We start from the raw sequence: 25395 nt of genomic DNA on the forward strand, positions 1-25395 counted from the left end.
CCTATCCATATATGTGTGTCTTTGACCCAAATACGGGACGTTGGAAAGACGGAGCGATAATAGCTAGAAAACAAAACTAACCCCGTTACGCCTAAAATAAGAAAAAATATCGCATTCACGTGATGGAGCCTAGCAAGCTTTCTTCCAAATGTTAAGTTACTTGCAAAAAATAGTTTCCAATTCATTCTTGTTCCCCCCCTCGTAATGTTTTACCTGCAGAAATAAGATTAAGTCTTAATCTTAATATTTGTGCCCTTAACCGAGTTGATGATGGTACTTTAAGCGAAGCACGTTTTCTATGACGTGAAAGGACAGCATTTTTCAATTTACCTCTCTCCTTCCCTCTCACTACGATATCACCCCCCGATAACTCCTATTAACTCACCTTGACTATATGTATTGAATAAATAACAGATTGAATTTCAACGAAAGAGTACGTTAACTTGGGCTTTTTTACGAAGAGTGATAGGTTTTTTGTTCAATCTAATCACAAAAAATATGAATATCGATAACCTTTAATTACATGCTTAAGTCTATTATTAATCTTTTCTTGGCTTAAGCTTCTTTCCATTTGATTTTTTGCCCATTCATTTATGTCCTCATGTTCTGGATGGTTTACATCTGCCATAATTCGCAGATATTCCTCATAGCCCCCTTCTCCTCCTACATCTTCAGGAGGTCTCTCTCCGATTCCTGCAACAAATGTTGCACGAAACTCATTTGATTTAACGACTTTTTCCAATGTTATCGTATGTTCACAGGAATCTCCAAAATCGTATTCATTTACGACTTCACCATAGGTTGGAAAAATGTCTTCAAGACCAACAAATCGCTCCTGACGAATCTCAAATACATCAAAATCCAAATATTCCATCGTCTCGGGGCCGTCATCCATCACAATTTTGAGGTCCTTCGTTTCTTACAGCTCACTGTTCTTTATTCCAAGCTGATCAAGCAAGGATTTCGTACATTGGATTAACATTTATCTCATCTTCTCATGTTTTGATTTTCTTCATTTCTATTAAAAAGAATATTTACGTTAATATTATAAATAATACAACAAAAATAGAGTGCTAAATCCTTTGAAGTTTTAGCACTCTAATTGTAATGTTATGTTATTTTCTACTCAAAAATTGAACTACTTACTTTACAACGGTCCGATCTAAAATTGTTTCTATGCCAAAATCCCCTCAATTTTTTCAATTACCTCACTCGTAAGTTCAATTTCAACGGCTTTGACATTTTCTTCTACTTGGCTTGGTCTACTTGCACCAATTAATGCGCTTGAAACATTGGACTGACGTAAAATCCATGCTAACGCAAGGCTAGGTAGAGTGATTTCTAATTCCTTGGCAATCTTCTCTAACTGTTCCACCTTCGTAAAGGTAGTCTCAGTCAACATACCCTTCATGAAGTTGTTGATTTCTGCATTTGAGGCACGGCTATCCTCCGGAATGGTATTTCCTTTATATTTTCCTGTTAAAATTCCCTGAGCGAGAGGAGAAAAGACCACCTGTCCAATCCCATGGTTTGAACTCACCGGAATAACTTCCTTTTCAATATAGCGGTTTAACATGTTATATACAGGCTGGTTCACGACAATTCGATCTAAAAGGAATTTATCAGCCACACGGACTGCCTCTTCAATCTGAGCCGCACTCCATTCACTTACACCAGCATAAAGAATCTTCCCTTGACGAATTAAATCATCAATGGCTCTCAACGTTTCTTCAACTGGCGTTTCCGGATCATAGCGGTGACAGTAAAAAATATCAACATAATCTAAGTTCATTCGCTTCAAGCTCGCATTGGCTTGTTCAATCACATGCTTCCTCGATAATCCGCGATTATTCGGACCTTCACCCATTGGCCAGAACGCTTTTGTCGTAATGACATAGGATTCACGTGGATATTCCTTTAAAGCCCCAGCCATAACTCGTTCACCTTCACCACGCTCGTAAACATTGGCAGAATCAAAGAAGTTAATCCCTAGCTCATATGCTTTATGTATTGTTTTCTCAGCAGTGTTATCTTCAACCGTTTTCCCGTACGTTAACCAGCTTCCTAAACTGATTTCACTTACCTTTAACCCGCTATTTCCTAAACGTCTGTACTTCATCGAAATCATACCTCCCTGAATAAGTAGAAAAGGACTTTCAAATAAACTATATAAAATTTGTACTATTTTTACAATTATGAAATACTGTAGGATTGGATTGGACGTTGTCCCCTATAAATCAAGAAAATAAATCTGGTTTTTCCTTTAGTAAATGATTTAGCAATTCTGTCATTTTTACTGTGTCACATACTCTTACTGTTGCATCGCCAAATTGACCTTTGTACATAACTTGATTTTTTAGAAAAATATCTTCAACTCGTACGTATTTTTCAGAGGTATGACCAATATGTCTTCTTTGTGGTATGGAAATTTCCGTTTTATCCGGTAATATTGTGTAAAGCATTTCGTGATCATCGGTCAATCGACCTGGTATATCAAGCCATTCCTCGACTCCATGAATATATGTACATCTTCGTAAATCGACTCCGATTAACAAGATGGCTGCCTTCTGATCGAGTAATTTCCCCCAACTCGATTCGCGTGCACAAGGTGTATCGAATTGTTCATTTCCCGCAATAAATTCATGTGCTTCTTTTCCCAGGGCAGCTACCGAATGCGTTGGATGCCAAGAGCGAACAACACCCGGACGTTTTCGAAACAGTTCCGTTAATAATCCAACACAAGATGGTGAGTCATTGACATAAAATCGAGGATTCTCCGCATTAATATACGACCATGTATGGGTAGGAAAAACCAAAAGACCATTTTTCATATATTCTGAAAGTGCATCAAGGACAGTATCCGCCCCACCCTCTACTTGTCCAATACTTTTCATTGATGAATGAACAAGTAATGATCCATTTTCGTCGATTCCCAATTCTTTAAGATGATTTAATAAATCTGGTTTCTTGTACATCACATTCAACCTTTCAATCTTTCAATATACCAAAAGAATACCATATTAGGATTATTTGTCTATTTTCCCTGTAGAAATGCAGGATATATAGATAAGCCCTTATACATGTTAAAAATTCCTCAATAAAAAGAGACATTGATTTTTTTAATATCAGTGTCTCTTTTAGGTGTCTGGACTTTTATCGGCAGAAAAGAGGGATTTATGTGTTCCCCCCTTTACCTATCTATTCAGGCTTGTCATTTATTTGTGTCTTGAAAAGTTATTCAATGTATATCATCAATCAAGCCTTAGACTACTTCAGATTGTGAAACCATTGATCGGGTAAATATAAATAGTTATAAGAAAGAGTGATGAAAATGTTACATAAAAATAGCATAATACCACTTTATTATCAACTTCAAGAAATTCTTAAGGAAAAAATAATAGATGGAACTTTGGTAGAAGGTCAACTGGTTCCTTCAGAACGAGAGCTAATGGAAATATATAATATAAGCCGTGCTACTGCAAGAAAAGCATTGGATGGCCTAATGTTTGAAGGGTTAATTAAAAAGAAACAGGGTGTTGGTACCTTTGTAGCTCCCAAAAAAGTTTTACAAGATTTAAACGGGGAAATTGCTTTTGCCCAACTAGCATATGAACAGGGGCTCCGTCCTAGCTTTAAGTTGTACGAAGCAACCATCGAAAAGGATACATCTCCCAGAATTCTGAATATCTTTAACTTGGATAAATCAGATGAAATTTTTAAATTTAGTGGCCTGGTAAGTGCTAATGATATTCCGCTTTTTTATGTAACGACTCATATTCCCTTGAAACTGGCTCCTACTATTTTAGAAAAGAACCTAGAATCAACTATATTTTATGAGTACATTGAAAAGGAACTTAAAATAAAAATTACCCATTCAACATTAGAAATTGATTCAATAAACTTAAATGAATTTGAGTCAAAACAATTGAACACTATATTGGGAAAATCAGCATTGCTGGTTGAGAGAGTTTATTTTTCCGAACAAAAAGCAGTGGTAGTATCAAAAAGCATCGTACTTGGGGAAAGATCAAAATACGTCATTACTCTTAAACATAGTTCAGGAGAAGAACAAGACTATTTGTTTCAGATGAAGATTGATAAAAAGAAGCTGGATGGGGGCGAATAACTCCCATCCAGCCTTTCATTTTAATTCCTAATCACCAGTATAATAATTATATATTATTTTCCAGAATTAAAAGTGCCAGGCTCCTTCCAAATAATGTACTGCACCCCAAAAGTTAGAGTAAAATCTATAACTTTTGGGGTGTATTTTTATGGCTAAATACAGTGAACAATTTAAGCTAATGCTGGTAAGAGAATATAAAGAAAAGATATTGGGATATGAACTATTAGCTAAGAAGTATGATATGAAAAGCTCCACGCCAATTAAAAGATGGGTAAAAGTTTACGAAAAATTCGGGGAGAATGGTCTATTGAGAAAGAGGAATCATGAAACTTATTCTATTCAATTCAAGCTGGATGTATTAAGCTTTATGAAGAGAACAGGTTCCTCAGAAGTCGATACAGCCCTCCACTTTGGGTTAACAAACCCTTCTATGATAGGTTCATGGAAGAGAGCCTTATTAGAGGGTGGCTCTGAAGCCCTGGAAAGACCGAAAGGACGGCTACCAATGTCTGATAAAGCTAAGAACAAAAAAAGTAAACAAACGGAAGAAAAAGAAATGACATACGAACAAAAATTGGAGAGAGAAAATGAACTTCTTCGTTTAGAGGTAGAATACTTAAAAAAGTTGCGAGCTTTTCAGATGGATCCGGAAGGCTATCTCGAAAAGCACAAGCAGCGTTATCATTCGAACTCAAAGAAAACTTCAAATTAAAAGATGTTTTACTCAAAGTAGGTATACCTGAATCTTCCTACCATTATCATATAAAAATGATGAAGAAGGAGAATCCAGACCTAGAGATGGAAGAGAGAATCCACTCGATTTTTGATGAGAATAATGGTAATTATGGATACCGTCGCATCAAATTAGAATTAAAAAACCGTGGGTTCATAGAATTAAAAGTGCCAGGCTCCTTCCAAATAATGGATGATATCTGGCGCTATTCCCGTATATTTTTCGAATAAAAATAAGCAATAATATACAAGTACTGCATAAAATCTTGTATATTACGGCTCATTGATTGTTTTTAGTTCTTTCATTAAACTACTTGGTCAGCATAATAAGCTTTGGCTTATTGGATCTATCTTAGACTGTCTTCAAGACAAACAAATTGGGAAGTATATTAAATAGTTTACTATTGTTTTCTCCAATACCAAAGGGTGCTAAAAAGGAGGAAAATTCCCATGACGATAGCAAGTACGATTAGGCTGAATTCCGACATATTCTCCATTGAATCAAGCCAGCCGATTTTTTTCATACTGAACAGACTGATGTTAAATACAATTCCGATAGAAATAACTGACCATATTGATGAAGTACGGACATAAATAAAGCCATAAATAAGTCCTAAAGCAGCTCCTAGAAGCTGCATCCAGATTCCACCCGGCGACTGCACAGCAGCAATAATTATGGCGATACCTAAAATTGGCCAAAAAACCGGTACATTTTTTCTTGCTTCGTTAAACATGATTCCTATAAATACAATCAATTCCAGGGCAGTGGTTATCACTGAGGAAACAACTAAAGTAGGAAAAGATACAGAGTTAAAATAGGTTTCGGTAAAATCATTCATAGATGTTATGTTGTGAAGGAGCAACAATTTCATTACAGTAGCATTTAAAAGAGTAAACGCCAGACCCATTGTGATCATGTAAATCAAACTGCCCAAACTAATCCTCGAGAATCCAAATATCCCCCAAAATCTTGCAGTTTTCTGTTTCAGTACCCTGTATTTGACAGTATAAACAATGGCGGAAAGTCCAATGGTTGCTGTCAAAACAATAAACACCTGAATCGCAATGTTCTTACCTGTTCCGAACTGTCCCCACCCTAAGACAGGGTTCACAATCATATTGTAGAGAAGGATGACCAAGATCAAAACCGCCAAATAAAGCAAAAAATTTCCTATCATCGATAAATAACTTTTCAAAAAGATCTCCCCCTTTTGTAGAAAACCTTATCTATCTGTTTTAAGATTATTCCTCTCTAGAAAACCGTATTCCACCTATATGAAAAAAACCACCTCAAAAAACCCTTTTCGCTAAGAGGAAAAGGGGTACTTTAAAAAGTGTATGGGGGATCGTTGCTTCATTAATAAATATAAATCCCGTCTTATGTACCAATCACCACATTTCTGGAAAACCGCTTATTGAATAATGTAACTCTTTTCTACGTTGTTTTACATTACTTCACTGCATTATTAATCCTTCTAACATAGGTGGGAATACCAATTAAAAGTGCCAGCACTTTTCCCGATTTCTTTTTGGATTCGTGGTTAACTGAAACGTCCATCTCTCAAGAGTATACCGATGACTCCATTATGAAATTTTTCATATTAAATCATAATATGGGTAAAAAAGGGTCAGTTTCTACCACTTATTAAGTAGTAGGGACTGACCCAGCAATGTTCTATTAATTTACCTTTTTTGTTCCTTTCCAATACATTTCCCTTAAACGATATTTTTGCAGTTTACCAGTTGCCGTTTTTGGTAAAGAAACTACGAACTCCACTTCTTTAGGTGCTTTAAAGTGGGCCATGTTGGATCTGCAGAAAGAAATAATCTCTTCTTCGGTTACCGTTGCACCAGGTTGTAACACAATAATGGCCAATGGTACCTCGCCCCATTTTTCATCAGGAATGGCAATAACCGCCGTCTCCAAGACATCCGAATGTTTATACAAAATCCCTTCAATTTCTGTAGAAGAAATATTTTCTCCACCTGAAATGATCAAATCCTTGGCACGGTCTTGGATTTCAATGAACCCATCCGGATGAGTGACGGCCAAGTCGCCGGTATGGAACCATCCGTCCTTGATGGCAGCTTCCGTTGTTACCGGATCCTTATAATATCCCTCCATCACAACATTGCCACGAGTAATAATTTCTCCTAATTCTTTCCCATTCCAAGCTACTTCTTCCCCGTCTTGATGAATGACTTTTGTTTCTCCATTAAAAGCGAGTTCAATCCCTTGTCTAGCCTTAATCATTGCTTGTTCATCTGAAGACTTTGAATCAAATTCCTTTTTCCATTCACAATAAAGAATAAATGGCGAGGTTTCCGTCAAACCATAGACATGGATCATATTTAAGCCAAGGATTTCTTGTGCTTTTTGAATCAAAGCTGCCGATGGTGGAGCACCAGCCGTCGCCATCCGTGGCCTCGTCTTGATTTCAATTTGCTTCGCTTTTGGATCATTCACCAGCATATTGACGACTGTCGGCGCCCCACATAATAAGGAAATATTTTTATTTTCAAATAAGTCGAGAATAAGAGGCGGATCTACTTTTCTTAAACACACATGGGTGGCACCAGCCGCCGTAATTGCCCAAACACCGCCCCATCCATTTGCATGAAACATCGGCAGTGTATGTAAATATACATCATCATGTTTTACACCAAGATGATACAAGAAATTTGCGGCATTTAGATAATTACCACGATGTGTTAACATAACACCTTTTGGTTTTGAAGTTGTACCACTAGTATAATTCAATGTTAGAAGTTGATTTTCATCAATTTCTATCTCTGGTGGCGCTTCCAATTCTTCAGCATGTTGAAGGAATGACTCATAATCCACACCGGTTAAAGAAGTCTTATGTCCTGCTACATTTACGATAACGATCTGATCTAAGGAAAGGCTACTCTCCATTTCCTCAATCGGCCCACAAAATTCTTCATCTACAATTAACAGTTTTGAATCACTATGATTGATGATATACTCCAAGTCGCCTGCGGATAATCGGTAATTCAAGGGTACCATTACCGCACCCAGCTGACAGATCCCATAAAAACATTCCAACATATAATGTGTGTTGGGTAACATCACCGCAACATGGTCACCTTTTCGGATTCCAGCATTATGTAAGGCTTTCGAAAGCAGATCCGTTCGCTCTCCAAATTCTTGATACGTAAACTCCTTCTCTTCATCAATTACAGCTGTTTTTTGCGGATAATATTTCACCGCTCTACGTTTCCAGTCCAGTGGTGTTAGTGCAGAAAACAAATAAACCAGCTCCTTTTAAAAACTAATTGAAGGTATTGTTAAATAACTCCTATTTATAATAATAATATACTTGCTATTGATTTAATAGATAAAGTACATAATTTTTAGAATAATCAAACTGAAGGACATTATTTTTAAATATTTATTCCACTCGCAAAAAAGTGCCTGACCCCCGGTACGTAATAGTATCGGCAAATATAAAAAAGTAGTTGTCGATAGAATATGACTACTACTTTTTTGAGGTTTAATATTATTATTTCCTGGCTTAGGAACCCTTTAGTTCTTGTTTTTCTAATTCAATTTTCCGTTGTTATCGGACCTGCTCCTTTTCCCTTCAGGTAATTCTCGGGTTCGATCAAAGCGGATATAAGTAGTCTCCCCTATGCATCAAAAGCGATATATCCTTTATCATAAAGTGCATTATGGTAATATGAGATTGTTTTGGTTTGGATGGTACCACTTTTATCGTCAAAAAAGAGGGATCCTATGCATCCCTCCGTTGCCTATCTATTCAGATCCGTTCTAAAAACGAACAGATTGTTAAAATCCCTTTATCAAAGTTTTCCAAGTTAAAATGCTCATTTGGAGCATGGAGATTTTCATCTGGCAACCCGAATCCCATTAAGACAACAGGAGAATTTAGCGTATGGTTGAAATCCGATACAATCGGAATTGAACCCCCTTCTCTTTTATAAACAGGTGCTTTTCCATAGACCTGTTCATAGGCTTCAGCCGCTTTTTGAATCATCGGATGATCGATTGGGGTTAAGAATGGATTACCCGTATCTTGAAGTGTCACTTTTACACTGCATCCTTTTGGTGCTTGTTCTTCTAAATGCTTTTTGATTAAACCCTGGATTTTTTCTGGATTTTGATTATTGACTAGACGGCAGGTGATTTTGGCATGTGCCTCGTTCGGAATAACGGTTTTTGTACCTTCCCCCTGAAATCCACCCCATATGCCATTTAATTCTAATGTTGGCCGAGAACTGATTTTCTCAGGATAAGGATAATTTGTTTCCCCTCCCGTTAATTCTGTTAACCCTAACGATTTTTTTAGCTTTTCTTCATCAAAGCCCAGTGCTTTAATTTGTTCCTTCTCAAATTCTGTCAATTCTAAAACATCATCATAGAACTGATTAACATTTACCTTTCCGTTTGCATCATGAAGTGTAGAAAGCAGCTGCACTAACAAATGGTTAGCGTTCTGAACTCCCCCACCGAACATGCCTGAATGCAAATCTGTATTAGCCGTTTTAAGGGAAACCTCGAGCGCACACAGACCTCTTAAAGAATAAGTAATAGCAGGAACTCCTCGATCCCACATATCAGAATCGGATATGACCACCACGTCACAAGCTAATTTTTCTTTATTTTCGGATAAAAACTGTGGAAGATGAGGACTTCCGATTTCTTCTTCTCCTTCGATGCAAAATTTAAGGTTTACCGGTAATTTATTCTCTACTTTCAGTAGAGTTTCTACAGCTTTAATATGTAAGAACGTCTGCCCTTTGTCGTCTGTTGCCCCTCTCGCAAAGATTTTTTCATCTCGGATGTCTGGTTCAAACGGAGGGGTTTCCCATAAATTAATCGGGTCAACTGGCTGTACGTCATAATGACCGTATACTAATACAGTCGGCGCATTTTCCAGATGGAGCCAGTCTGCAAAAATAATCGGATGACCTTTTGTTTGTACGATTTCAACGTGTTCCATTCCAATGCTTTCTAACTTATTGGCGATCCAGGAAGCTGCTTTTTGAATGTCCTCTTTATGCTCAGATAAGGAACTTATGCTTGGAATACAAAGTAATTCTTTTAATTCCTCAACATTTTGATGATGATTCTTGGATACAAAATCGGATAATTGACTCATGTTCTCACCTATTCTTTTTTATTTTCACTTCTATTTTACACAAAAATTAAGAAGAAAATTGAAAAATCCCCTTCTAAAATAAAAAGCGATAATAACTCGTTATTATCTTATAGCAGATGCGACCATTCTTAAATATGTATGTCTTTTACCTCTTACCGTAACCTGTTCCTGGAATGGGGAAAAGAATGACATCTGCTCCTACTTCTGCAAAGCGAGAAAATGCATTTAAATCAAAAATGCTTCCTGCCGTTCCAGCATTATACACGAAAAAAGTGCCAGGCACCATCTAAAATTTGGAAGGTGCCTGGCACACTTCTCTCTCATCTCCCCTCGCATAAAACTTACTGCAAGAACGAGTTCGGTCTTTTCCTACGTATGACCGCAACACATAGGAGTAAAATGGGAATGATCAGCTGAACTGTTAAGAAATAATAAGGCACAGTTGTACCCATTCCTCGAATCATGTCCTCAAATGAAGGGATTGTCCAGGCTGAAAATAGAATAATTAAAAATCCAATTGGTAAAACAAATGGTTTATAACTTGGCAATTTCAGCCATTGTGAAGTACCAAGAACGAGCATATAAAAAAAGGCGGACAGCTGAATGAAGCCGCCAAGAACCCAAACTGCGATGATGATGGACTCTATATGTTCAAAAAAAGAACCGATACTAACAAATCTTGCCGCCTCAAACACCGGAAATTGTAGATTGATAATAATTTTTCCAAATAAAAAAAGATTCCCAAGGTTAATAAAGACCATCGTCAAAACACTCGCAATGACTGAAAACATTCCCCATTTCATAACCTTTTGCTGATTCGTTAATAATGGCAGCAGAAACGACATTAATGAAAATTGACTTAACCAGGCATGTGGTGCCAGTGAGCCTTTAATTGAGGGCATTACTCCATTTGACATAATCGGCAACATATTTTTCACATTCAAATCAGGTATAAGAAAGATATAAATCAGTACATAGGAAGCTAAAACAATTGGCAAAAAAAGCACAGCGCATCGTCCAATCGTTTGAATGCCCCCATGGACAGCAATGGCGCAAGATATGGCTATACTTCCGGTCACAAAAAGCATAGGTGTATTATGCAAAAAAGCACTTTCGACAAACTCACCGTACTCTCTAAAGCCAATGGCTGTATCATGTAAAAGAAAAAATAGGTAAATGAAGGCGATGATCTTTCCAATGGTCCGACCAAGTATAAGTTCACAATATTCGATTAGTGTTTTCCCTGGAAAAAACCTAGAGAGTATCACAATGATAAAGACGATAAGAAATCCGCTCAAAGAACCCCATATGGGAGACAGCCACAAATCACGCTTTGCATGCTGTACTGTGACATACGGAATATAAAGAATGGCTGTTGCGATAACTGTTGCATACATAATGAGGGCAAGCTCCAAGACAGAAATTCTACCTTTTTCAATCATGTTTGTTCCTTCCTTTACTAACAGGAGTTTCTTTACCAAAAAGGCTTAAATGACTTATAGATGAAATCAATCATTTGCCCAGGGCCCGGCATTTCTGGAAAAATCACAAGTAAGACAGCAAGGACCCAATTAACCATCATGATCGAAAAAAAAGCCATCTTTACCCTTTTTCCACTTCTCTCCAACCCCTGCCGTTGGATCAAAAAAATAAACACCAGTATAACCGTTACCCCTAAGATTCCAACAACCTTCATCGCTCGGCACCTCGTTTAGGTTTTCCATCTGCTAAACCAGATCTTTGGATATTTACCTTCGTTTCAAAAGAAACGGCTACCTTCGGAAAAATTTCATTCCACTGGTTCCTCTTTTGTTTCCATGTTTGTGGATATTTTCTCTCGAATTCATCTGCAAAGCCGAAAATATCAGCATGTAACTTTCTCTGTACTTCCTTAAAAGCGAACCGTTCCCTTTGTTCAATTTCATTCTTAACCTTTTGCTCAGCCTTTTTTATGATGTTTGGTTGTAATAAGTTGAATTTCGTCGTATTTTGAATGACTTCTAGATCTGCGTTTGTTTTGATGTGCATGTTCCATTTGCCGTTTTTAATGGAAGGGATCAATTCATTATGGCTCCTTAAAAGATTTAAGGAGATGTAGCCTTTTTCATCTTTAAAAGATATCGTAATCACGCCTGATTTAATCTCATTTCTTGGCCAAAGAATTCCCCTGGTTCCTTTATCACTTAATCTTCCTACCATTTTTCCATCCTTAAAAATCACTGCTCCGTTAATGGTTGGAATGGCCTTTTTTTTATCCATTTGTGATGGGGATAGGTTTTCAACCCATGGCAGTACGGCTGCATTGGATTCACTGGATAGCATTTGCAATAAATCCTTCACCGTTACTTTTACCCCAATATGTGTTTGGACTATTTTACGAAGTTGTTTTGAGGCGTCTTTTTCCAATTCCGGCATGGCTTTCAAAACAGTCTTTGCCTTTCCTTTTGAAACAAATACATCGGCACGTATCCGAGGTTCCGAGTGCCGCATCCAAAAATCAATTTGGTCGCTTATTCCTTTCTTGGCTAATTTATCTCCAATAAGGAGCACTTCATTTTGTCCCCAAAAAACCTTCCTTGTGAGTGCTTCCTGAAGCCGTGCCATCGCATCTGCAACGGTTTCTCCCTCAGCTGATCTCACAAAGGATTGGCCGCTGCTACTTCCACCTGACATTCCAGAACCTTGTCCACTTTGCTGGGGTTGCGGAATAAAGATAAGGACTGAGAGTTCGATATTATTTTTTTTACCTTTATCCATACCTGTCGCAAGGATAAGAGCTAAGTCATTTACTTCGGTTCGGTCCCAACATCCTGTAAGGACCATCGAACTTAGGCAAATCAGAAAGAATAAAGGGAAAGTCCTCTTTATCGCTCGAATCTTACACATCAACTTCCATCCCCACCTTTGCTTGGACTGGGCATTTGATTCTCGGCTTCACGTCTTAGGTTACTAGTATCTTTTGAAAAAAATTTTGGCCGTGTGTCCATTGCCCACCACGGAGCACGAATAAAGACATTCTTTAAATTTCGAAGCTTAAGTAATTCTGCCGAATCGAGATAGGGTACCCCAAAGGATTTAAGCGTACACAGGTGCGCAACAATTGTGGTAATTCCAAGCATGACGCCCAATAGTCCCAACATTCCAGATAAAATCATGATTGGAAATCGGAGTAGTCGAATCGAGATGCCGGCTGCATATCTTGGCATTAGAAATGAGGCGATACCTGTAATGGCGACCACCATAACCATCGGTGATGATACCAAACCCGCCGCCGTCGCTGCTTGTCCGATGACAAGCGCACCGACAATACTAACAGCAGCTCCAACTTGTTTTGGCAATCTCACACCTGCTTCTCGCAGGGCCTCAAAAGTGATTTCCATCATAAACGCCTCAACCAAAGCTGGAAAGGGGATTTTTTCACGACTTTCAGCGATGGTTAAAAGGAGTGCGGTTGGGAGCATTTCTTGATGAAATGTTAAAATCGCCACGTACGCTGATGGTGCAAGCAAAGCGATGAAAAAGAATATATAGCGCAGCCAACGGATAAATGTGCTGATATAAAATGGATTATAGTAATCCTCAGGTGCCTGTAATAAACTTGCAAACGTACAGGGAGCAATAAGGGTAATAGGAGTGCCGTCAATCAAAATAATAATACGTCCTTCTAATAAACAGGACGCAGCGACATCCGGACGTTCTGTGTTTAAAAGCTGCGGGAAAGGAGAAAATGGGCTATCTTGAATCATTTCCTCAATATATCCGCTTTCTAAAATACCATCAATCTTAATTCGCTTTAGTCGCTGCGTAACCTCATCAACTATAGCGTTATCGGCTAATCCTTCGATATACGCCACGATGACCTGTGTTTCGGTGTAGCCGCCAATATATATTTGTTTCATTTTTAATAATGGATGACGAATTTTCCTACGTAATAGGGAGGTGTTAACTCGTAATGTTTCAATAAAACCCTCCCTAGGACCGCGAATGACGGATTCCGCGTCAGGCTCCATAATACTGCGTTTTTCCCACTTCGGCAGACCAACCGAAATTCCCTTTGTTTGTTTTTCAATTAAAATGATTGGGTTGCCAATGGAAATCTGTTTAAAAATATCAGGAATCGTGTAGATTTCCTTGATATCTGAAACCGATATTTCCTTTTTCGCTCTCTCAAATATAGGACTTTGTTTCGGGCTTTTCAGCTGGATAAGCGGCATTAGCACATGCTTGTCAACTTCTTCGGTATTTGACAGACCATCTATGTAAAGAAGAACAGCATTAATCTCGCTGCCAATACTAAAGTCACGAAATACCACGTCTGAGCAATCTTTATAGGCAGATTTCAGTATGTCTATATTATTATTTAAACTTGGATTTAGAGGAATTTCCGGCATTGAATTCAAAGATTCATTTAATTGTAAATTTGGAATATCCCCCTTTTTTTTCCTAAACCCAAAAAATTTCATCACTAGACCCCTCGATATGTGTTAAGCATATTCTTTGTAAATTCTGTAAAATTAATGCTAATATTTTCAAAGTAATTAACGCCTGACAGAAATTGTAAGATGAGTAGGAGTAGTACTTTCTGTTATCAACTGATAAAGCAATATAGCCAAAGAGTTTATGACTACCTTCAAAAAGATGGATACACAAAAAACCTAGCCTAAAAACGCTAGGTTTTTCCACTTATGGTTACTAAGTTCTTTTTCAGCGATTGTAATACAGTTCAATTTCTTGTTTTCGAAATAATTATTTATAAGAAATATCATTTTAGAACATAAAAAGACACCGCTGTTCGGATTTAACGGTGTCTTTAATGTCCTATTAAATTTAAAGTTACGAAACTATCATGTTCTGAGTTCTTTTTCTTCTTACTGTATTACTTCCCATGAATTTGCCAATCATCACCGGTGCTCCCCTATCATTCAACCAAACTAATAATTTTTATTAAAAACACCTGGAGAAAAATATCCATTAGTATATCTGATTGTTTCGGCTCTTTCGGATGTAATACGTTTATTGGAATCCTGTTGACTGTTTTTATTTTTCCATTGGTCATACGTTAATGGTCGATTCCTGTCATCGTTTAAATATTTGATATAATCATTACCATATATATACATGGTATCACCTCCGCTTAAAAATGTATGCGCTTTCATTAATATAATACAACAAAATATTAAAAAAGTGTAGCTTTTAGACTTGAGTAATGGTCTCACCTCAAGAACTCCAAATGAGTCCCTTATATTTCTTTTATTTGTTTACAATACTACCAAAGTAAAAAAAGACTGAAATGATGTGAACAAATCATTTATATATTTAACTGAGTCCATTCTTGTTTATTTTTCCCACATGTTTTTGGATTTTTTGAGTCGGTTGTATCAATCAATAAATAGTGAGGTGGTTTCATTTTATCCGGTTTTAAATGTCCTTTTGGTCCTCCATTCTTCCTGTATGCTCATTGTAATTCACAAATGCTGATCCAACTGGACCATTTCGATTTTTCGAAACAATGATTTCAAGAGAACGATTCTGATTTTCCTTGTCATTTCTTTTTCATCAATAAATCGAAGAAGTCTGTCGGAAAAGAATTCTTCTTAATCGTCGATCACTTCTATTAATGATTGATTTAGAATTGGCTCGGCTTCTCTAAAATCGTTCATTACCTCATTTTCTTCTATTGTCCGAAAGAAGGTTATTTCCGCTTCCTTCACATAATGCTCATCTATGTATTCGTTGACCCGAAGCAAACAGCTTTTGGCTTAAACCGAACGATTTCTTATCAAATACGACAAGGTATACCTGCATGTCTGATGTCAGTAAGCATTGGCTGATCGTAGAAACAGCAATCTGCAATGCCTCTTCTTTGGGAAAACCATAAATGCCGGTAGAAATGAGTGGAAATGCAATCGATTCACATTCATGCTGTTTCGCAAGCTCTTAAGAATTCTTGTAGGAATCCCTCAACAATTCTGCTTCCCGGTGAGAGCCGCCCTCCCAAATCGGAGTGCTTCTCATTGTGCGAATTGGTGATGTGAATATGTCAAGTACACTTGGAGGTATTGTACTACTTATTGCAGCTTTAACTTGGGCGCTTATGTCTATACTTGTAAAGCTTTTGCCGAGTGATTATTCACAAATTGCTGTAACGACCTATTCCATCTTGGTAGCATTGATCGTGTTGACTCCTTTTGTATTGCCACGCTTACACGAAATTAATATCTCACAAATGTCTGATTTATTTTGAAATATATACAAAACAACTCCTTTTCCTTCTTGGACTAACCTCCCGTTAGCCATCCATGCAGCCCAAAATCAGTGCTTCACCACAGAGAATGAAAATGGTTAGGAAGTGTCAATACTGATACTGACCTTAATCCAGTCAAACCTAATCCATAGACTTTTTAATTACCGCTCTCCTCTTTTTTAACGATTGAGCAGGGTCTTCTTCAGTATTGTCATTTTTCTATTCTTGAAGAAACTTATTTTCATGGTAGTTTAAGAAAGTAATCAATCTTATACTGAAAAAAGGGGCAGGCACTCCGCCCACACCCTCAAATTGCTTTTGCTATTTCGACTATGTAACCTTTTAATTACTTCGGTTCTGACAAGCATACAAGCATTTCTATCATTTCTTCGTAATTATGTATGTGATCGATTACATAGAAGAAAAGAAGGCCCGTAGGCCCATGGAAATACTGTTTAAATCTTTTGCTTTTAGAATCTACGTCTTCTTCTTCTTTCTCTTTTAAATTCAAAGGGGAAAAAGGGGAAAAATAAGAATTTAAAGGGGAAAAACCCTCTTCTTCTAAAATCGTCACGAAAAAATCGATCTCTTCTAAAGTCGTCACGAAAAAAACCCATTTGTAATCATCCTCCTTTCATTTTAGAAGTCTATATGACAAATGGACAGATTAACTTACCCTGCCCTTTGTTCTGTACTATTTAGCAAAATGAAGCCCCTACAATGATTAGAAGTATGAACAATACAACGATTAATACAAAGCTGCTGCTGCCAAAGCCACCGCCGTATCCATAACCGCCGTCGTATCCACCGTATCCGCCGAACCAACCCATTTTTTTCACCACCAATCGGACAAAAGCTATTTCTCCTTATGTATATTTTTTAAAGACAAGGGTTGATTGGACATATATCATTGTTGTAAGGACAAAACAATTTCTAAAAATAAAAAAGCGTCTGCAATACAATGCAAACGCCTCTTCTGAGGTAGTTATATTGGCTTGGCGGCCTTAATAATAACTTATGCACTCAGAATAAAGCTGAATGGGACAAGTGCTGATTAAAAGAAAATTAAGCAGCCTGGATTTCCCGGATCTGGCAACCTGGCCCTATTGCACCTGTTGACCCAGTATAATAAAGTGATAAACGCCGATCCCTTGAAGTGTAAAGGATTGGCTTTTTTATGTATAAAAACATGTTACGGAGTAATCAAAAAGGAGCAGGCTTCAACCCACTCCCTTAACACTTAATAGCATAAAAAAAGACCTTCTATTGACAGTCCTGTTCTTGAACTAAAGCAACCCGTTAGCTTAAGTACACTCTTTCACAAAGTCACATATTTTCGTTTGAACCTGGAACAAGAAAAAGAGTTGCAGCATCAACTCTAAAAGACTCATTGTTTAAGAAATACTCAACAATTTTAGACACTTGGATGTTAACGTTGATGTCTTTTTGATTTTTTCCTTTGATACAAATAAATTGTTTGAAGTAATAAAATGATAATAAAAGCTAAATCAAAATAATCTGCATAATCCTTATATAAAAATCTGCCAATAACTATAATACCAAGTATAAATAAAAAATAAGGGTAAAGTTTGGGTATTCTCCGCAAAATTAACACCATCCAAAAATCCATAATATATCTCAACAATGGCAATCTGACTTTATGTTTGCTATTTATTTTTTTCTTCCCAAACTTTCATTAAATTATTGTGAAATTCCTTTGGCTTTTCGATTAAAATCCAATCAATTGAATGTGCAGGTGTTGGCAGTAACTTCTTACGACGCATTCTTATTTTTTCGTGATTTGTATAGTGAGGGTAAATTACAGTAGCCTTTGAAAAACTGGTGGTACTACTTATAAAAAATTGAATGTCTTCAATTTCATCCCAATAAACCTTATTTCCTTTTAAGTCGATTACAATTCCTTCATCATCCCAATAAAATCCTTTACCTTCATTTCTTTTTCGCCAAAGATGAATTGAAGAACCTATCGTGAAAGTTGAAAAAATAACCATCAAAATTGACACAATGTGGGCAGTCCTTAAAGCCATAATGGACAAAATAAACAATAATATTCCTGCAACCATAAAAACCAATATTAATAGTAGAGATATTCTGTACAATCTTACTTGTCCCACAAAATAACAACACCTTTTTAAATTTGATTTAGGCTATTTTATCAGTTGTTCCTCTTCAATAAAACTCACCCTTAAGTGGAACAACAAAAAAGAGCCGCAGCTACGACTCTTTTTTTTGCTTAAGCAAACCGTTAGTTGAGTAACATTTTTAAATTATTGCAATGAAAAATTATAGCGATACTATTATGAATTTTGCTCTATCGTTGCTTCTACGTAAGTAAGAAAATTACTGTATGGGGAGTTCCCTTTCAAAAATTGTGATACCTCATTTATAGGTAATATTACTATATCTCTCTTTTTAGAATAAAGAACACTCTGTGTTTTGGTATTACTATACGCTCCATCAAAATTAGGAGAATAATTGTATACAGAATCAGACTCATACCAGTATGTCTAATATTATTTTTGATAACTTCACCAATATATGCACCTATACGAATCACTAAATTATCAAAATACTTATTTAAAAGTTCAGTACCAAACTCCGTATTCATTAATCTTTTTGTGTACATATCAATATAACGAACGCTCTCAATAGTGAAGTCTAAATTACTTTTAGTAAGGTTCTCTTTATCCCAGGAATCATCCGAAACATCCTGATACATTAATTTTGCAATGCCTTTTAAATCGTCTTTTTTTAATTTTGCTCTATTTAAGAAACCAAACATAAGATGGGATTTCTCCTTTATCAATTTTCTACGAGTAGAGCTATGCTAATTATATCTATTATTTCACTAACCTTCTACTTATGTTCAATAAGAAAAAGGGCTGCCGCAACAACCCTTGTTCCACTCTTGCACCCTTTAGTTGAATAAGAAACCAATTAAGTGAAAATTACTTATTATTTTTTTCTCTATTTTCAAAGGCAATTTCAATAAAGAATAATAATAAAACGGCAACGATTTCCGTTTTCAATGGAATTGTAATGCTATTCATACATTCATCTACAATATGCAATGCTAACCAAGTAAATGTGCAACCAATAAACATTCGTGTGATAAATGATTTATATTTACCTGATACATATCGGGATAACAACGCGATTAAAGTTATAGAGATTAAATCCACTACACCACCAAAAAGAAACAACAACAATAAAAAACCTATAAGGGAGTATGGCGATGTATATCGTACTCCAAATAGATTAAAAAAGCCTACAAATCCAAAGAATATACTCCCGATAACAAACATAATGGATATGACAACCAGAAGTGTTAAAGCTGTAATAACCAATACTTTTTCAAATAAACCCAAATCTCGAAATCGATTTTTTTTATTTTTACGATTCATTATTGAGTAACAATTCCTTTTTCGTAAACTTTCAAATTAATAACATTTATCGCCCATCATTATAACACACCTTCTTAAACTATCCTGCACGTTACTTCAATACCTAATGTTTCCATTTCTATAATCAAGGCAATAATTCCTCTAATATAACCGATAAGGAGGAATTATTTTGTTATTAGCAAAAGCCTGGGAATTATATGAATCGGATAAAAGAATTGAAGGATTTTCTCCACAGACATTAAAAGCATATAGATTACAATCTAAGCTACTTATTCAACACTTTAGCGATGTGGATATTGGATCATTAACGACAGATCAACTGAAAGGGTATTTTAGCAAAATCCAGTGAACACTTAAAGCCGTCAAGTTTGGCTCACCGAATTCGATTCATTAAATCGATATTTCGTTGGTCACACGAGGAAGGGCATATACCCAAAAATCCAGCTACCAAAATCAAAGAACCTAAACAAGGAAAACGGATTCCAAAGTTTTTGACAGAGAGAGAAATTGAACATTTGAGGGAAGCGTGTTTTACTCCATTGGAAAAGGCATTATTTGAATTTATGTTTTCAACAGGATGTAGAATAGGCGAAATTGTTTCTCTTGATAAAAATCGTATTAATTGGTCCAATCGTTCTGCAATTGTGCTTGGGAAGGGTGATAAGGAAAGGGAGGTCTACTTTAATATACGGTGTGAAATTTGGCTCAAGCGATATTTAGACCTTCGCCAGGATAAAGATCCCGCTATTTTTGTTACTGAACGGTACCCACATAGAATGAGTATTGGACAGATGAGGTACATCATAAAGCGAATATCAAATCGAGCAGGGATCAACAAAGAAATCCATCCACATCAACTACGCCATAGCTATGCTACCCACCTTTTAAACAACGGAGCTCCGATTGATGTTATTCAAAGTCTACTAGGGCACGAAAAAAGCGAAACCACTAGGATTTATGCTCAGTTAAGTGGCAGCATTAGAAGAGAATTTTATAGAAAGTATTTTTAAAGATGTAGTGAGAAAGGCAACGGATTTACGCTGCCCTTTTCACTATTGCACCCGTTAATTGAAGAAGAGAAATACCCTTATTTACACTTAAAGGAATATTCACTTGTTAGATTATTATGTATTTCTATTATGACTTCTCCACTATTCTCATAACATTGAGAAGTTAATAAACTTATTTCTTTGGTATTAAAATAACCAGTTGAAATAAGTAGAAAAGATGCTACTAATAACAGTGTTGCTAAAATCCACATAATTCCTATAACATATTTATTTTTTAATAAAGCCATTATCAAAACCACCTCATTTAAGTAATCCAAATTACCGTACAGATTCTATCATATCATCTTTTGTCTACTTTCCTGCCCAATTAGCACAATAAGAAAGGCATTACTGTTGTTCGATTAAAGCACAGCTTAATAAAAAAACTCTCAAGATTATTTAAAATTACTTGGAATTTTAACGAGAACATAATTTCCAGTCCACATTTGAGTGGTGGCAATTAATCTTTTTCCGTCTTTTTCAAAGAACAGACCAGCACCATCTTTTTCTTTAAATTCCCATCCATTTGAACCAATCATTTGTTTAATATTTTCATCAGCAATCGAAATACCTTTGTTCTCACTACTTGTGATATACCAAATAGAATCGCCTTCTACTGCAATTTCAGCTATTTTACTATCCGATTCTTTCAGTATATCAATCACTTCTTTTGCAGATATATCATCTATCGGAAGAGTCGGATAATGTAATTTATTTATAAATACGAACACTGCAATAACGGCTATAAATAAACCTAAAATCATTCCAACTTTTTTCAATTAATTACCTCCTTTCTAATAAATACGATTATCAATTATTATAAGTTCCTAAGCATTCAAACTTACGTACCTTTGGATTTGCTTATTGGACTAACCTGCTTTGTTAGTGAAAAAGCGACTGCTCCTCTTGAACAATCGCACCCTTTAGTTTAAGTTCAATTCTTCACAAATTACTTCGATAAATTAAATTAGAAAAATTTCATGCCTACATAAACACAAAAGTAGTAACTTAAAAATAAGATTAAACTGTATTGGGCGGAGCTGTCTTAGCTTCGCTTTTTATTTTTGCTACTATGTTACTGTCTTGATTCTTATAATTACTTGCAATATTTAGACTTTTGTTGATTTATAAAAAAACAGGTACTTACCCAAAGCCTGTCTTTATCATCTTTCATAAGTTATAGTACAACATCACAAGAGGGATAGATGGAAGGGAGGGACAGTAGCGGAGTCACCAAAACGTGGAGGTAAGGTCGTCTCAGGAAAGCATCCTGAATTACTAGCTAGATGAAAGGAGAAAAATATGACACATTTAACCGTCTGGGTAACGATTATAACTTTTTTGGTTACCCTCGGATTTATTCTTTGGAGACCTAGAGGTATCAATGAAGCTATACCTGCCGCAATAGGTGCGGTTATTGTCATACTCAGTGGAAGTGTTTCATTAACAGACCTGGGTATCATTTCAAACACCATAAGTGGTGCCGCCATTACGATTATGGCAACGATTGTCATGGCGATTGTTTTAGAAAGTTTTGGTTTCTTTAACTGGGTGGCAGAGAAGCTCGCAGAAAAAGCAAAGGGATCTGGAATTCGATTATTCTGGTATGTCAATCTTTTATGTTTTCTCATGACACTCTTTTTTAATAACGACGGGAGTATTTTAATTACAACCCCCATACTAGTCATGTTATTAAACAACATGGGCTTAAAAAATCGTCAAAAAATTCCGTATTTGCTGTCTGGAGCCTTAATTGCAACTGCTTCAAGTGCTCCAATTGGTGTAAGTAACATTGTAAATTTGATTGCTCTAAAAATCGTCCATATGGATTTATGGTTGCATACGGTGATGATGTTTGTTCCTGCTACTCTAGGATTACTACTGTTGACTTGGTTCTTATTTCTTCGCTTTAAAAAAGAGTTACCGAAAACCGTTCCTACAAATGTTTCGGGTCTGTCAATGTCTACCTACCACCCACTTAAAACACGTCTAGGAATTCAGCATACTACGGAAAAAGATCGTTCTAGATTTATGCGAAATGTTCTTCTATTCGTATTTGCTGTCCGTTGTAGTCTCTTTGTCGCTTCGTTTGTGAACATTCCTGTTTCGCTTATGGCTGTTATCGGCTCGCTTGTTCTTTTAGGATGGAGATGGGCTTATTTAAAAATACCTCCAGGTGATATGCTGAAAAAAACACCGTGGTATATTATCATTTTCGCTTTCTGTATGTATGTCATTATTTACGGTCTGAATAACATTGGTTTAACAGACTGGTTGATCACTTTCATGAAGCCAATGGTTTCTGGTAGCCTGCTCCATACGAGTGTCATGATGGGTACCCTACTTTCTGTACTCTCCAATATTTTTAATAATCACCCAGCTCTCATGGTTGGAACACTCACGTTAATGAATATGGATCTAAGTTTACTCGAATTGAAAATTGCCTATCTGGCGAACGTCATTGGCAGCGACATGGGATCGTTACTGCTTCCAATGGGAACGCTTGCTACGTTGATGTGGATGCATATCGTAAGGAAAGGGAAAGTAATGATCAGTTGGTTGCAATATATTAAAATCACAGTCGTCGTCATACCACCTGCGACATTGTTTACCTTAGTCGTTTTATATTATTGGGTTTCTTGGCTTTTTGGTGGCACTCTTCAAGGATAAGACTTTTGAGAAAAAAGGAGAATTAAGATGCTTATAGATTTTGTTGATTTGATAGGGAAAAAAATTGAAGTTGAACTTTCAGGAGGAAATTTTCACAAGGGAATCCTGTTAGATAGCGGGCTTGACATCATCGTCATTTACGATGGCAAAAATCATTCCTTCCTCTACATTCCATTTAATCATGTTCAAAAATTGAAAGAAACCAGTTTAGAAGAAGAAGATTTATATAATAACCCTCCCACAGAAAAACCAATTGAAACGGATGTTATATCCTTTCGAAAAGCATTAACGGTTGCTAAAGGTTTGTTTACCCAGGTTTATGTGACAGGGAATAAATCAATTCATGGCTATTTAACCAGCATAATGAACGACTATTTTGTCTTTCACTCCCCTGTGTACAAAACAATATTTATTTCGATGAATCATGTTAAATGGCTAATTCCGTATTCCGCTAATACAACACCGTATTCCTTAGACAAGGAAAATCTACCCCTTGTGCCTATATCCACTCCTTTAGCCCGATCTTTTGATGAACAGTTGAAAAGGATGGAAAATCAACTAGTGATTATTGATGGTGGAGACCATACTGAAAAAATAGGCGTACTTCAAAAGATTCGCAATAACAAAATCACTCTAATAACAGCCGAAGGGGAACGGATATATCGAAATGTAGAGCATCTCAAAACGATACAACTACCGTAACAACGATGTGCAACTTGAGATATTAATTCACTCAACATTAAGTAGAAGAAAGAGTGGTGTCCACATGTTTTGTCAATATAAACAAAAAGAATAATCCACCCTGTGTTTGCAGACGAGGATGGACTATTCATTCACCATTAGCGTTGGTTTTGACCGTGTCGTTCGAGTCACGGTCTTTTTTATGTGTACTACATATTGTTAGGATATGTTTTTTTGTTTAATTTTGTTCAAGGTAGAAAAAAATTATTAGGTATATCTTCCCTTTTATCTTTACTAAATTAATAACATTACTTACGTACCTTATGGCTCACTTTCTTCGAATTGTTCACTAACTTTCTTGGAAAATTTAAAAAACTGAATAGGTTGTCCAAACAGAATTACTTAATTTTCATATTATTATATTGATACATCATTTATAAATTGGAGGTGCATAAATGGAAGATCAAGAACCAGAACTTGACATAAAAAGAGGACCTAAGGGGTCAGTTCTAAAATTTGTTTTTTTCATCATTTCAATCTTGATATTAGGACTTAATTTATTTGTTGGAAAATAGTCTTTCTTAATTATTACGTTCTCTTGTGGAACGTATTTTTCCTCACAATAGTTGTAAACTTCCTCTTACTGCGACATCGTAGGAATTCAATCACTTTGAGTAAAATCATCCAATTGCTTTTCATAATTGAAATTTCACCTCTAAAATTATTAGGCTTATTTTATTATTCTTTTATAGTTTTAAACATTTTGGGCAGCCTACATTTCTCCGCCTGCAATAATAAAAGAGCATATTTTTTACCCACGTTTTCAATCCCTTTTCGCCACTATTTGGTTCAAATGTGCCATAAAAAGGAGATGGATTTCATCTTTTTTGTTCCACTAACCTGCCCAGTTACTTTAAGTGTAATTCTTCACAATGTTTATTTACTTTATATCACTTATTTTGTTTAGCACTAAAAATACTAATACCAGATACTACACACAGCAATAACAGTAATAATAATCTTAACCAATCCATTGTAAGCCAAAAGTCTCCGCCATTAACAATTTCAGGGCTTAAATTATACTCATCAACAAAAATCCCTAAATTCCAAAATAATTTAAGCGAAATAAGTAATGAAAAAAGACTTAATAAGAATACTGTAATTGATAATTTCCGTTTTCCCATTGTAAAATCCCCTTTTTTAACAAAATTTTTTACTGAATCTTCTCTAACTTTACCATAATAACCCATAATCCTTATTGAAGTATTCTGCTCGTTACTTGAATAACAAAAAAGCGATCCTTCGTTATTGAAGCATCGCAGCC

General features: G+C 36.1%; 27 protein-coding genes and 3 pseudogenes. 7 read left to right on the forward strand and 23 right to left on the reverse strand.

All coding sequences use genetic code 11. The features are described from left to right. From J2Y03_RS27585 to J2Y03_RS27600, 4 genes and pseudogenes are all read right to left on the reverse strand, one after another. Positions 1-185, reverse strand: a pseudogene (locus J2Y03_RS27585) (molybdopterin-dependent oxidoreductase); the annotation flags it as partial. Positions 186-487: 302 nt separating this feature from the next. After that, entirely contained in the window at positions 488-895 is a 408-nt protein-coding gene (locus J2Y03_RS27590) for a plasmid pRiA4b ORF-3 family protein (protein WP_310200312.1), read from the reverse strand. Between the two features lie 279 nt (positions 896-1174). Next, the gene (locus tag J2Y03_RS27595) at positions 1175-2119 is read right to left on the reverse strand and encodes an aldo/keto reductase family protein (RefSeq protein ID WP_310200313.1); all 945 of its coding nucleotides are present in this window, start codon (positions 2117-2119) and stop codon (positions 1175-1177) included. Between the two features lie 118 nt (positions 2120-2237). Further along, positions 2238-2975, reverse strand: coding sequence for an AAC(3) family N-acetyltransferase (locus tag J2Y03_RS27600; RefSeq protein ID WP_310200314.1), 738 nt, complete (start codon positions 2973-2975; stop codon positions 2238-2240). A gap of 356 nt (positions 2976-3331) precedes the next feature. Between J2Y03_RS27600 and J2Y03_RS27605 the strand changes: the two genes are divergently transcribed. The 3 genes from J2Y03_RS27605 to J2Y03_RS27615 all read left to right on the forward strand — a co-directional run bounded on the left by J2Y03_RS27605 (position 3332) and on the right by J2Y03_RS27615 (position 5089). Then, positions 3332-4126: a GntR family transcriptional regulator gene (locus tag J2Y03_RS27605; protein ID WP_310200316.1), complete on the forward strand. Its 795-nt coding sequence runs from the start codon at positions 3332-3334 to the stop codon at positions 4124-4126. 148 nt (positions 4127-4274) lie between these two features. Next, positions 4275-4838: a transposase gene (locus J2Y03_RS27610; protein ID WP_310200318.1), complete on the forward strand. Its 564-nt coding sequence runs from the start codon at positions 4275-4277 to the stop codon at positions 4836-4838. 56 nt (positions 4839-4894) lie between these two features. Then, positions 4895-5089, forward strand: coding sequence for a transposase (locus tag J2Y03_RS27615; protein ID WP_310200320.1), 195 nt, complete (start codon positions 4895-4897; stop codon positions 5087-5089). 170 nt (positions 5090-5259) lie between these two features. On the opposite strand, the gene J2Y03_RS27620 is transcribed toward J2Y03_RS27615, so the two are convergent. From J2Y03_RS27620 to J2Y03_RS29090, 11 genes are all read right to left on the reverse strand, one after another. Next, on the reverse strand, positions 5260-6054 hold the full coding sequence (locus tag J2Y03_RS27620) for a CPBP family glutamic-type intramembrane protease (protein ID WP_310200322.1): 795 nt from the start codon (positions 6052-6054) through the stop codon (positions 5260-5262). Between the two features lie 482 nt (positions 6055-6536). Next, a complete protein-coding gene (locus tag J2Y03_RS27625) occupies positions 6537-8129 on the reverse strand; it encodes a long-chain-fatty-acid--CoA ligase (protein ID WP_310200324.1) in 1593 nt (530 codons plus the stop codon). Between the two features lie 511 nt (positions 8130-8640). Next, positions 8641-10002, reverse strand: coding sequence for a dipeptidase (locus tag J2Y03_RS27630; protein WP_310200326.1), 1362 nt, complete (start codon positions 10000-10002; stop codon positions 8641-8643). A gap of 145 nt (positions 10003-10147) precedes the next feature. Further along, positions 10148-10288 (reverse strand): hypothetical protein, encoded by a 141-nt coding sequence (locus tag J2Y03_RS27635; protein ID WP_310200328.1) that lies wholly within the window; start codon positions 10286-10288, stop codon positions 10148-10150. 55 nt (positions 10289-10343) lie between these two features. After that, a complete protein-coding gene (locus J2Y03_RS27640) occupies positions 10344-11444 on the reverse strand; it encodes a GerAB/ArcD/ProY family transporter (RefSeq protein WP_132097470.1) in 1101 nt (366 codons plus the stop codon). A 32-nt stretch (positions 11445-11476) separates the two neighbouring features. Then, positions 11477-11698, reverse strand: coding sequence for a hypothetical protein (locus J2Y03_RS27645; RefSeq protein ID WP_132097471.1), 222 nt, complete (start codon positions 11696-11698; stop codon positions 11477-11479). Continuing rightward, positions 11695-12888, reverse strand: coding sequence for a Ger(x)C family spore germination protein (locus J2Y03_RS27650; RefSeq protein ID WP_310200331.1), 1194 nt, complete (start codon positions 12886-12888; stop codon positions 11695-11697). Before J2Y03_RS27650 ends, J2Y03_RS27645 begins: the two co-directional genes overlap by 4 nt. Continuing rightward, positions 12888-14465, reverse strand: coding sequence for a spore germination protein (locus J2Y03_RS27655; RefSeq protein ID WP_396954276.1), 1578 nt, complete (start codon positions 14463-14465; stop codon positions 12888-12890). The genes J2Y03_RS27650 and J2Y03_RS27655 overlap by 1 nt, the downstream gene beginning before the upstream one ends. A 468-nt stretch (positions 14466-14933) precedes the next feature. Next, positions 14934-15218, reverse strand: a complete 285-nt coding sequence (locus J2Y03_RS27660; protein WP_310200332.1) for a hypothetical protein — start codon at positions 15216-15218, stop codon at positions 14934-14936. Between the two features lie 378 nt (positions 15219-15596). Next, entirely contained in the window at positions 15597-15749 is a 153-nt protein-coding gene (locus J2Y03_RS27665) for a hypothetical protein (RefSeq protein WP_310200334.1), read from the reverse strand. Then, positions 15721-15909, reverse strand: a complete 189-nt coding sequence (locus J2Y03_RS29090) for a macro domain-containing protein (RefSeq protein ID WP_396954277.1) — start codon at positions 15907-15909, stop codon at positions 15721-15723. The genes J2Y03_RS27665 and J2Y03_RS29090 overlap by 29 nt, the downstream gene beginning before the upstream one ends. Before the next feature lie 91 nt (positions 15910-16000). Between J2Y03_RS29090 and J2Y03_RS27670 the strand changes: the two are divergent. Beyond that, positions 16001-16231, forward strand: a pseudogene (locus J2Y03_RS27670) (EamA family transporter); the annotation flags it as partial. A gap of 361 nt (positions 16232-16592) precedes the next feature. On the opposite strand, the gene J2Y03_RS27675 reads toward J2Y03_RS27670, so the two are convergent. The 5 genes from J2Y03_RS27675 to J2Y03_RS27695 form a co-directional block, all read right to left on the reverse strand. Further along, on the reverse strand, positions 16593-16850 hold the full coding sequence (locus J2Y03_RS27675; RefSeq protein ID WP_310200336.1) for a hypothetical protein: 258 nt from the start codon (positions 16848-16850) through the stop codon (positions 16593-16595). A 94-nt stretch (positions 16851-16944) separates the two neighbouring features. After that, complete coding sequence (locus tag J2Y03_RS27680) at positions 16945-17076, reverse strand: YjcZ family sporulation protein (RefSeq protein ID WP_310200338.1); 132 nt, start codon at positions 17074-17076, stop codon at positions 16945-16947. 837 nt (positions 17077-17913) lie between these two features. Continuing rightward, the gene (locus J2Y03_RS27685; RefSeq protein WP_310200340.1) at positions 17914-18381 is read right to left on the reverse strand and encodes a hypothetical protein; all 468 of its coding nucleotides are present in this window, start codon (positions 18379-18381) and stop codon (positions 17914-17916) included. Between the two features lie 284 nt (positions 18382-18665). Beyond that, a complete protein-coding gene (locus tag J2Y03_RS27690) occupies positions 18666-19049 on the reverse strand; it encodes a hypothetical protein (protein ID WP_310200342.1) in 384 nt (127 codons plus the stop codon). 166 nt (positions 19050-19215) lie between these two features. After that, complete coding sequence (locus tag J2Y03_RS27695; protein WP_310200344.1) at positions 19216-19671, reverse strand: YrvL family regulatory protein; 456 nt, start codon at positions 19669-19671, stop codon at positions 19216-19218. 169 nt (positions 19672-19840) lie between these two features. On the opposite strand from J2Y03_RS27695, the pseudogene J2Y03_RS27700 reads away from it, so the two are divergent. After that, positions 19841-20681 (forward strand): annotated as a pseudogene (locus J2Y03_RS27700) (tyrosine-type recombinase/integrase). A 77-nt stretch (positions 20682-20758) separates the two neighbouring features. On the opposite strand, the gene J2Y03_RS27705 reads toward J2Y03_RS27700, so the two are convergent. After that, positions 20759-20968, reverse strand: coding sequence for a hypothetical protein (locus J2Y03_RS27705; RefSeq protein WP_310200346.1), 210 nt, complete (start codon positions 20966-20968; stop codon positions 20759-20761). Between the two features lie 147 nt (positions 20969-21115). Beyond that, positions 21116-21499, reverse strand: a complete 384-nt coding sequence (locus tag J2Y03_RS27710; RefSeq protein ID WP_310200348.1) for a hypothetical protein — start codon at positions 21497-21499, stop codon at positions 21116-21118. Between the two features lie 523 nt (positions 21500-22022). Between J2Y03_RS27710 and J2Y03_RS27715 the strand changes: the two genes are divergently transcribed. Further along, positions 22023-23390: an arsenic transporter gene (locus J2Y03_RS27715; protein ID WP_310200350.1), complete on the forward strand. Its 1368-nt coding sequence runs from the start codon at positions 22023-22025 to the stop codon at positions 23388-23390. A gap of 27 nt (positions 23391-23417) precedes the next feature. Further along, positions 23418-24092 (forward strand): DUF2642 domain-containing protein, encoded by a 675-nt coding sequence (locus J2Y03_RS27720; protein WP_310200352.1) that lies wholly within the window; start codon positions 23418-23420, stop codon positions 24090-24092. A gap of 929 nt (positions 24093-25021) precedes the next feature. Here the strand turns inward: J2Y03_RS27720 and J2Y03_RS27725 are convergent. Further along, entirely contained in the window at positions 25022-25255 is a 234-nt protein-coding gene (locus tag J2Y03_RS27725; RefSeq protein WP_310200354.1) for a hypothetical protein, read from the reverse strand. Positions 25256-25395 lie beyond the last annotated feature (140 nt).

Origin of the sequence: Neobacillus niacini, assembly GCF_031457145.1 — a bacterium.
GTDB classification, from domain to species: Bacteria; Bacillota; Bacilli; order Bacillales; family Cytobacillaceae; genus Neobacillus; species Neobacillus niacini_J.

Bases quoted from the DNA above. Each gene is read 5' to 3' on its own strand.
- J2Y03_RS27590 (WP_310200312.1), bottom strand. From the start codon at position 895: ATGGATGACGGCCCCGAGACGATGGAATATTTGGATTTTGATGTATTT.
- J2Y03_RS27595 (WP_310200313.1), bottom strand. From the start codon at position 2,119: ATGAAGTACAGACGTTTAGGAAATAGCGGGTTAAAGGTAAGTGAAATC.
- J2Y03_RS27600 (WP_310200314.1), bottom strand. From the start codon at position 2,975: ATGTACAAGAAACCAGATTTATTAAATCATCTTAAAGAATTGGGAATC.
- J2Y03_RS27605 (WP_310200316.1), top strand. From the start codon at position 3,332: ATGTTACATAAAAATAGCATAATACCACTTTATTATCAACTTCAAGAA.
- J2Y03_RS27610 (WP_310200318.1), top strand. From the start codon at position 4,275: ATGGCTAAATACAGTGAACAATTTAAGCTAATGCTGGTAAGAGAATAT.
- J2Y03_RS27615 (WP_310200320.1), top strand. From the start codon at position 4,895: ATGATGAAGAAGGAGAATCCAGACCTAGAGATGGAAGAGAGAATCCAC.
- J2Y03_RS27630 (WP_310200326.1), bottom strand. From the start codon at position 10,002: ATGAGTCAATTATCCGATTTTGTATCCAAGAATCATCATCAAAATGTT.
- J2Y03_RS27635 (WP_310200328.1), bottom strand. From the start codon at position 10,288: ATGGTGCCTGGCACTTTTTTCGTGTATAATGCTGGAACGGCAGGAAGC.
- J2Y03_RS27640 (WP_132097470.1), bottom strand. From the start codon at position 11,444: ATGATTGAAAAAGGTAGAATTTCTGTCTTGGAGCTTGCCCTCATTATG.
- J2Y03_RS27645 (WP_132097471.1), bottom strand. From the start codon at position 11,698: ATGAAGGTTGTTGGAATCTTAGGGGTAACGGTTATACTGGTGTTTATT.
- J2Y03_RS27650 (WP_310200331.1), bottom strand. From the start codon at position 12,888: ATGTGTAAGATTCGAGCGATAAAGAGGACTTTCCCTTTATTCTTTCTG.
- J2Y03_RS27655 (WP_396954276.1), bottom strand. From the start codon at position 14,465: ATGAAATTTTTTGGGTTTAGGAAAAAAAAGGGGGATATTCCAAATTTA.
- J2Y03_RS27680 (WP_310200338.1), bottom strand. From the start codon at position 17,076: ATGGGTTGGTTCGGCGGATACGGTGGATACGACGGCGGTTATGGATAC.
- J2Y03_RS27690 (WP_310200342.1), bottom strand. From the start codon at position 19,049: ATGTTTGGTTTCTTAAATAGAGCAAAATTAAAAAAAGACGATTTAAAA.
- J2Y03_RS27695 (WP_310200344.1), bottom strand. From the start codon at position 19,671: ATGAATCGTAAAAATAAAAAAAATCGATTTCGAGATTTGGGTTTATTT.
- J2Y03_RS27705 (WP_310200346.1), bottom strand. From the start codon at position 20,968: ATGGCTTTATTAAAAAATAAATATGTTATAGGAATTATGTGGATTTTA.
- J2Y03_RS27715 (WP_310200350.1), top strand. From the start codon at position 22,023: ATGACACATTTAACCGTCTGGGTAACGATTATAACTTTTTTGGTTACC.
- J2Y03_RS27720 (WP_310200352.1), top strand. From the start codon at position 23,418: ATGCTTATAGATTTTGTTGATTTGATAGGGAAAAAAATTGAAGTTGAA.
- J2Y03_RS27725 (WP_310200354.1), bottom strand. From the start codon at position 25,255: ATGGGAAAACGGAAATTATCAATTACAGTATTCTTATTAAGTCTTTTT.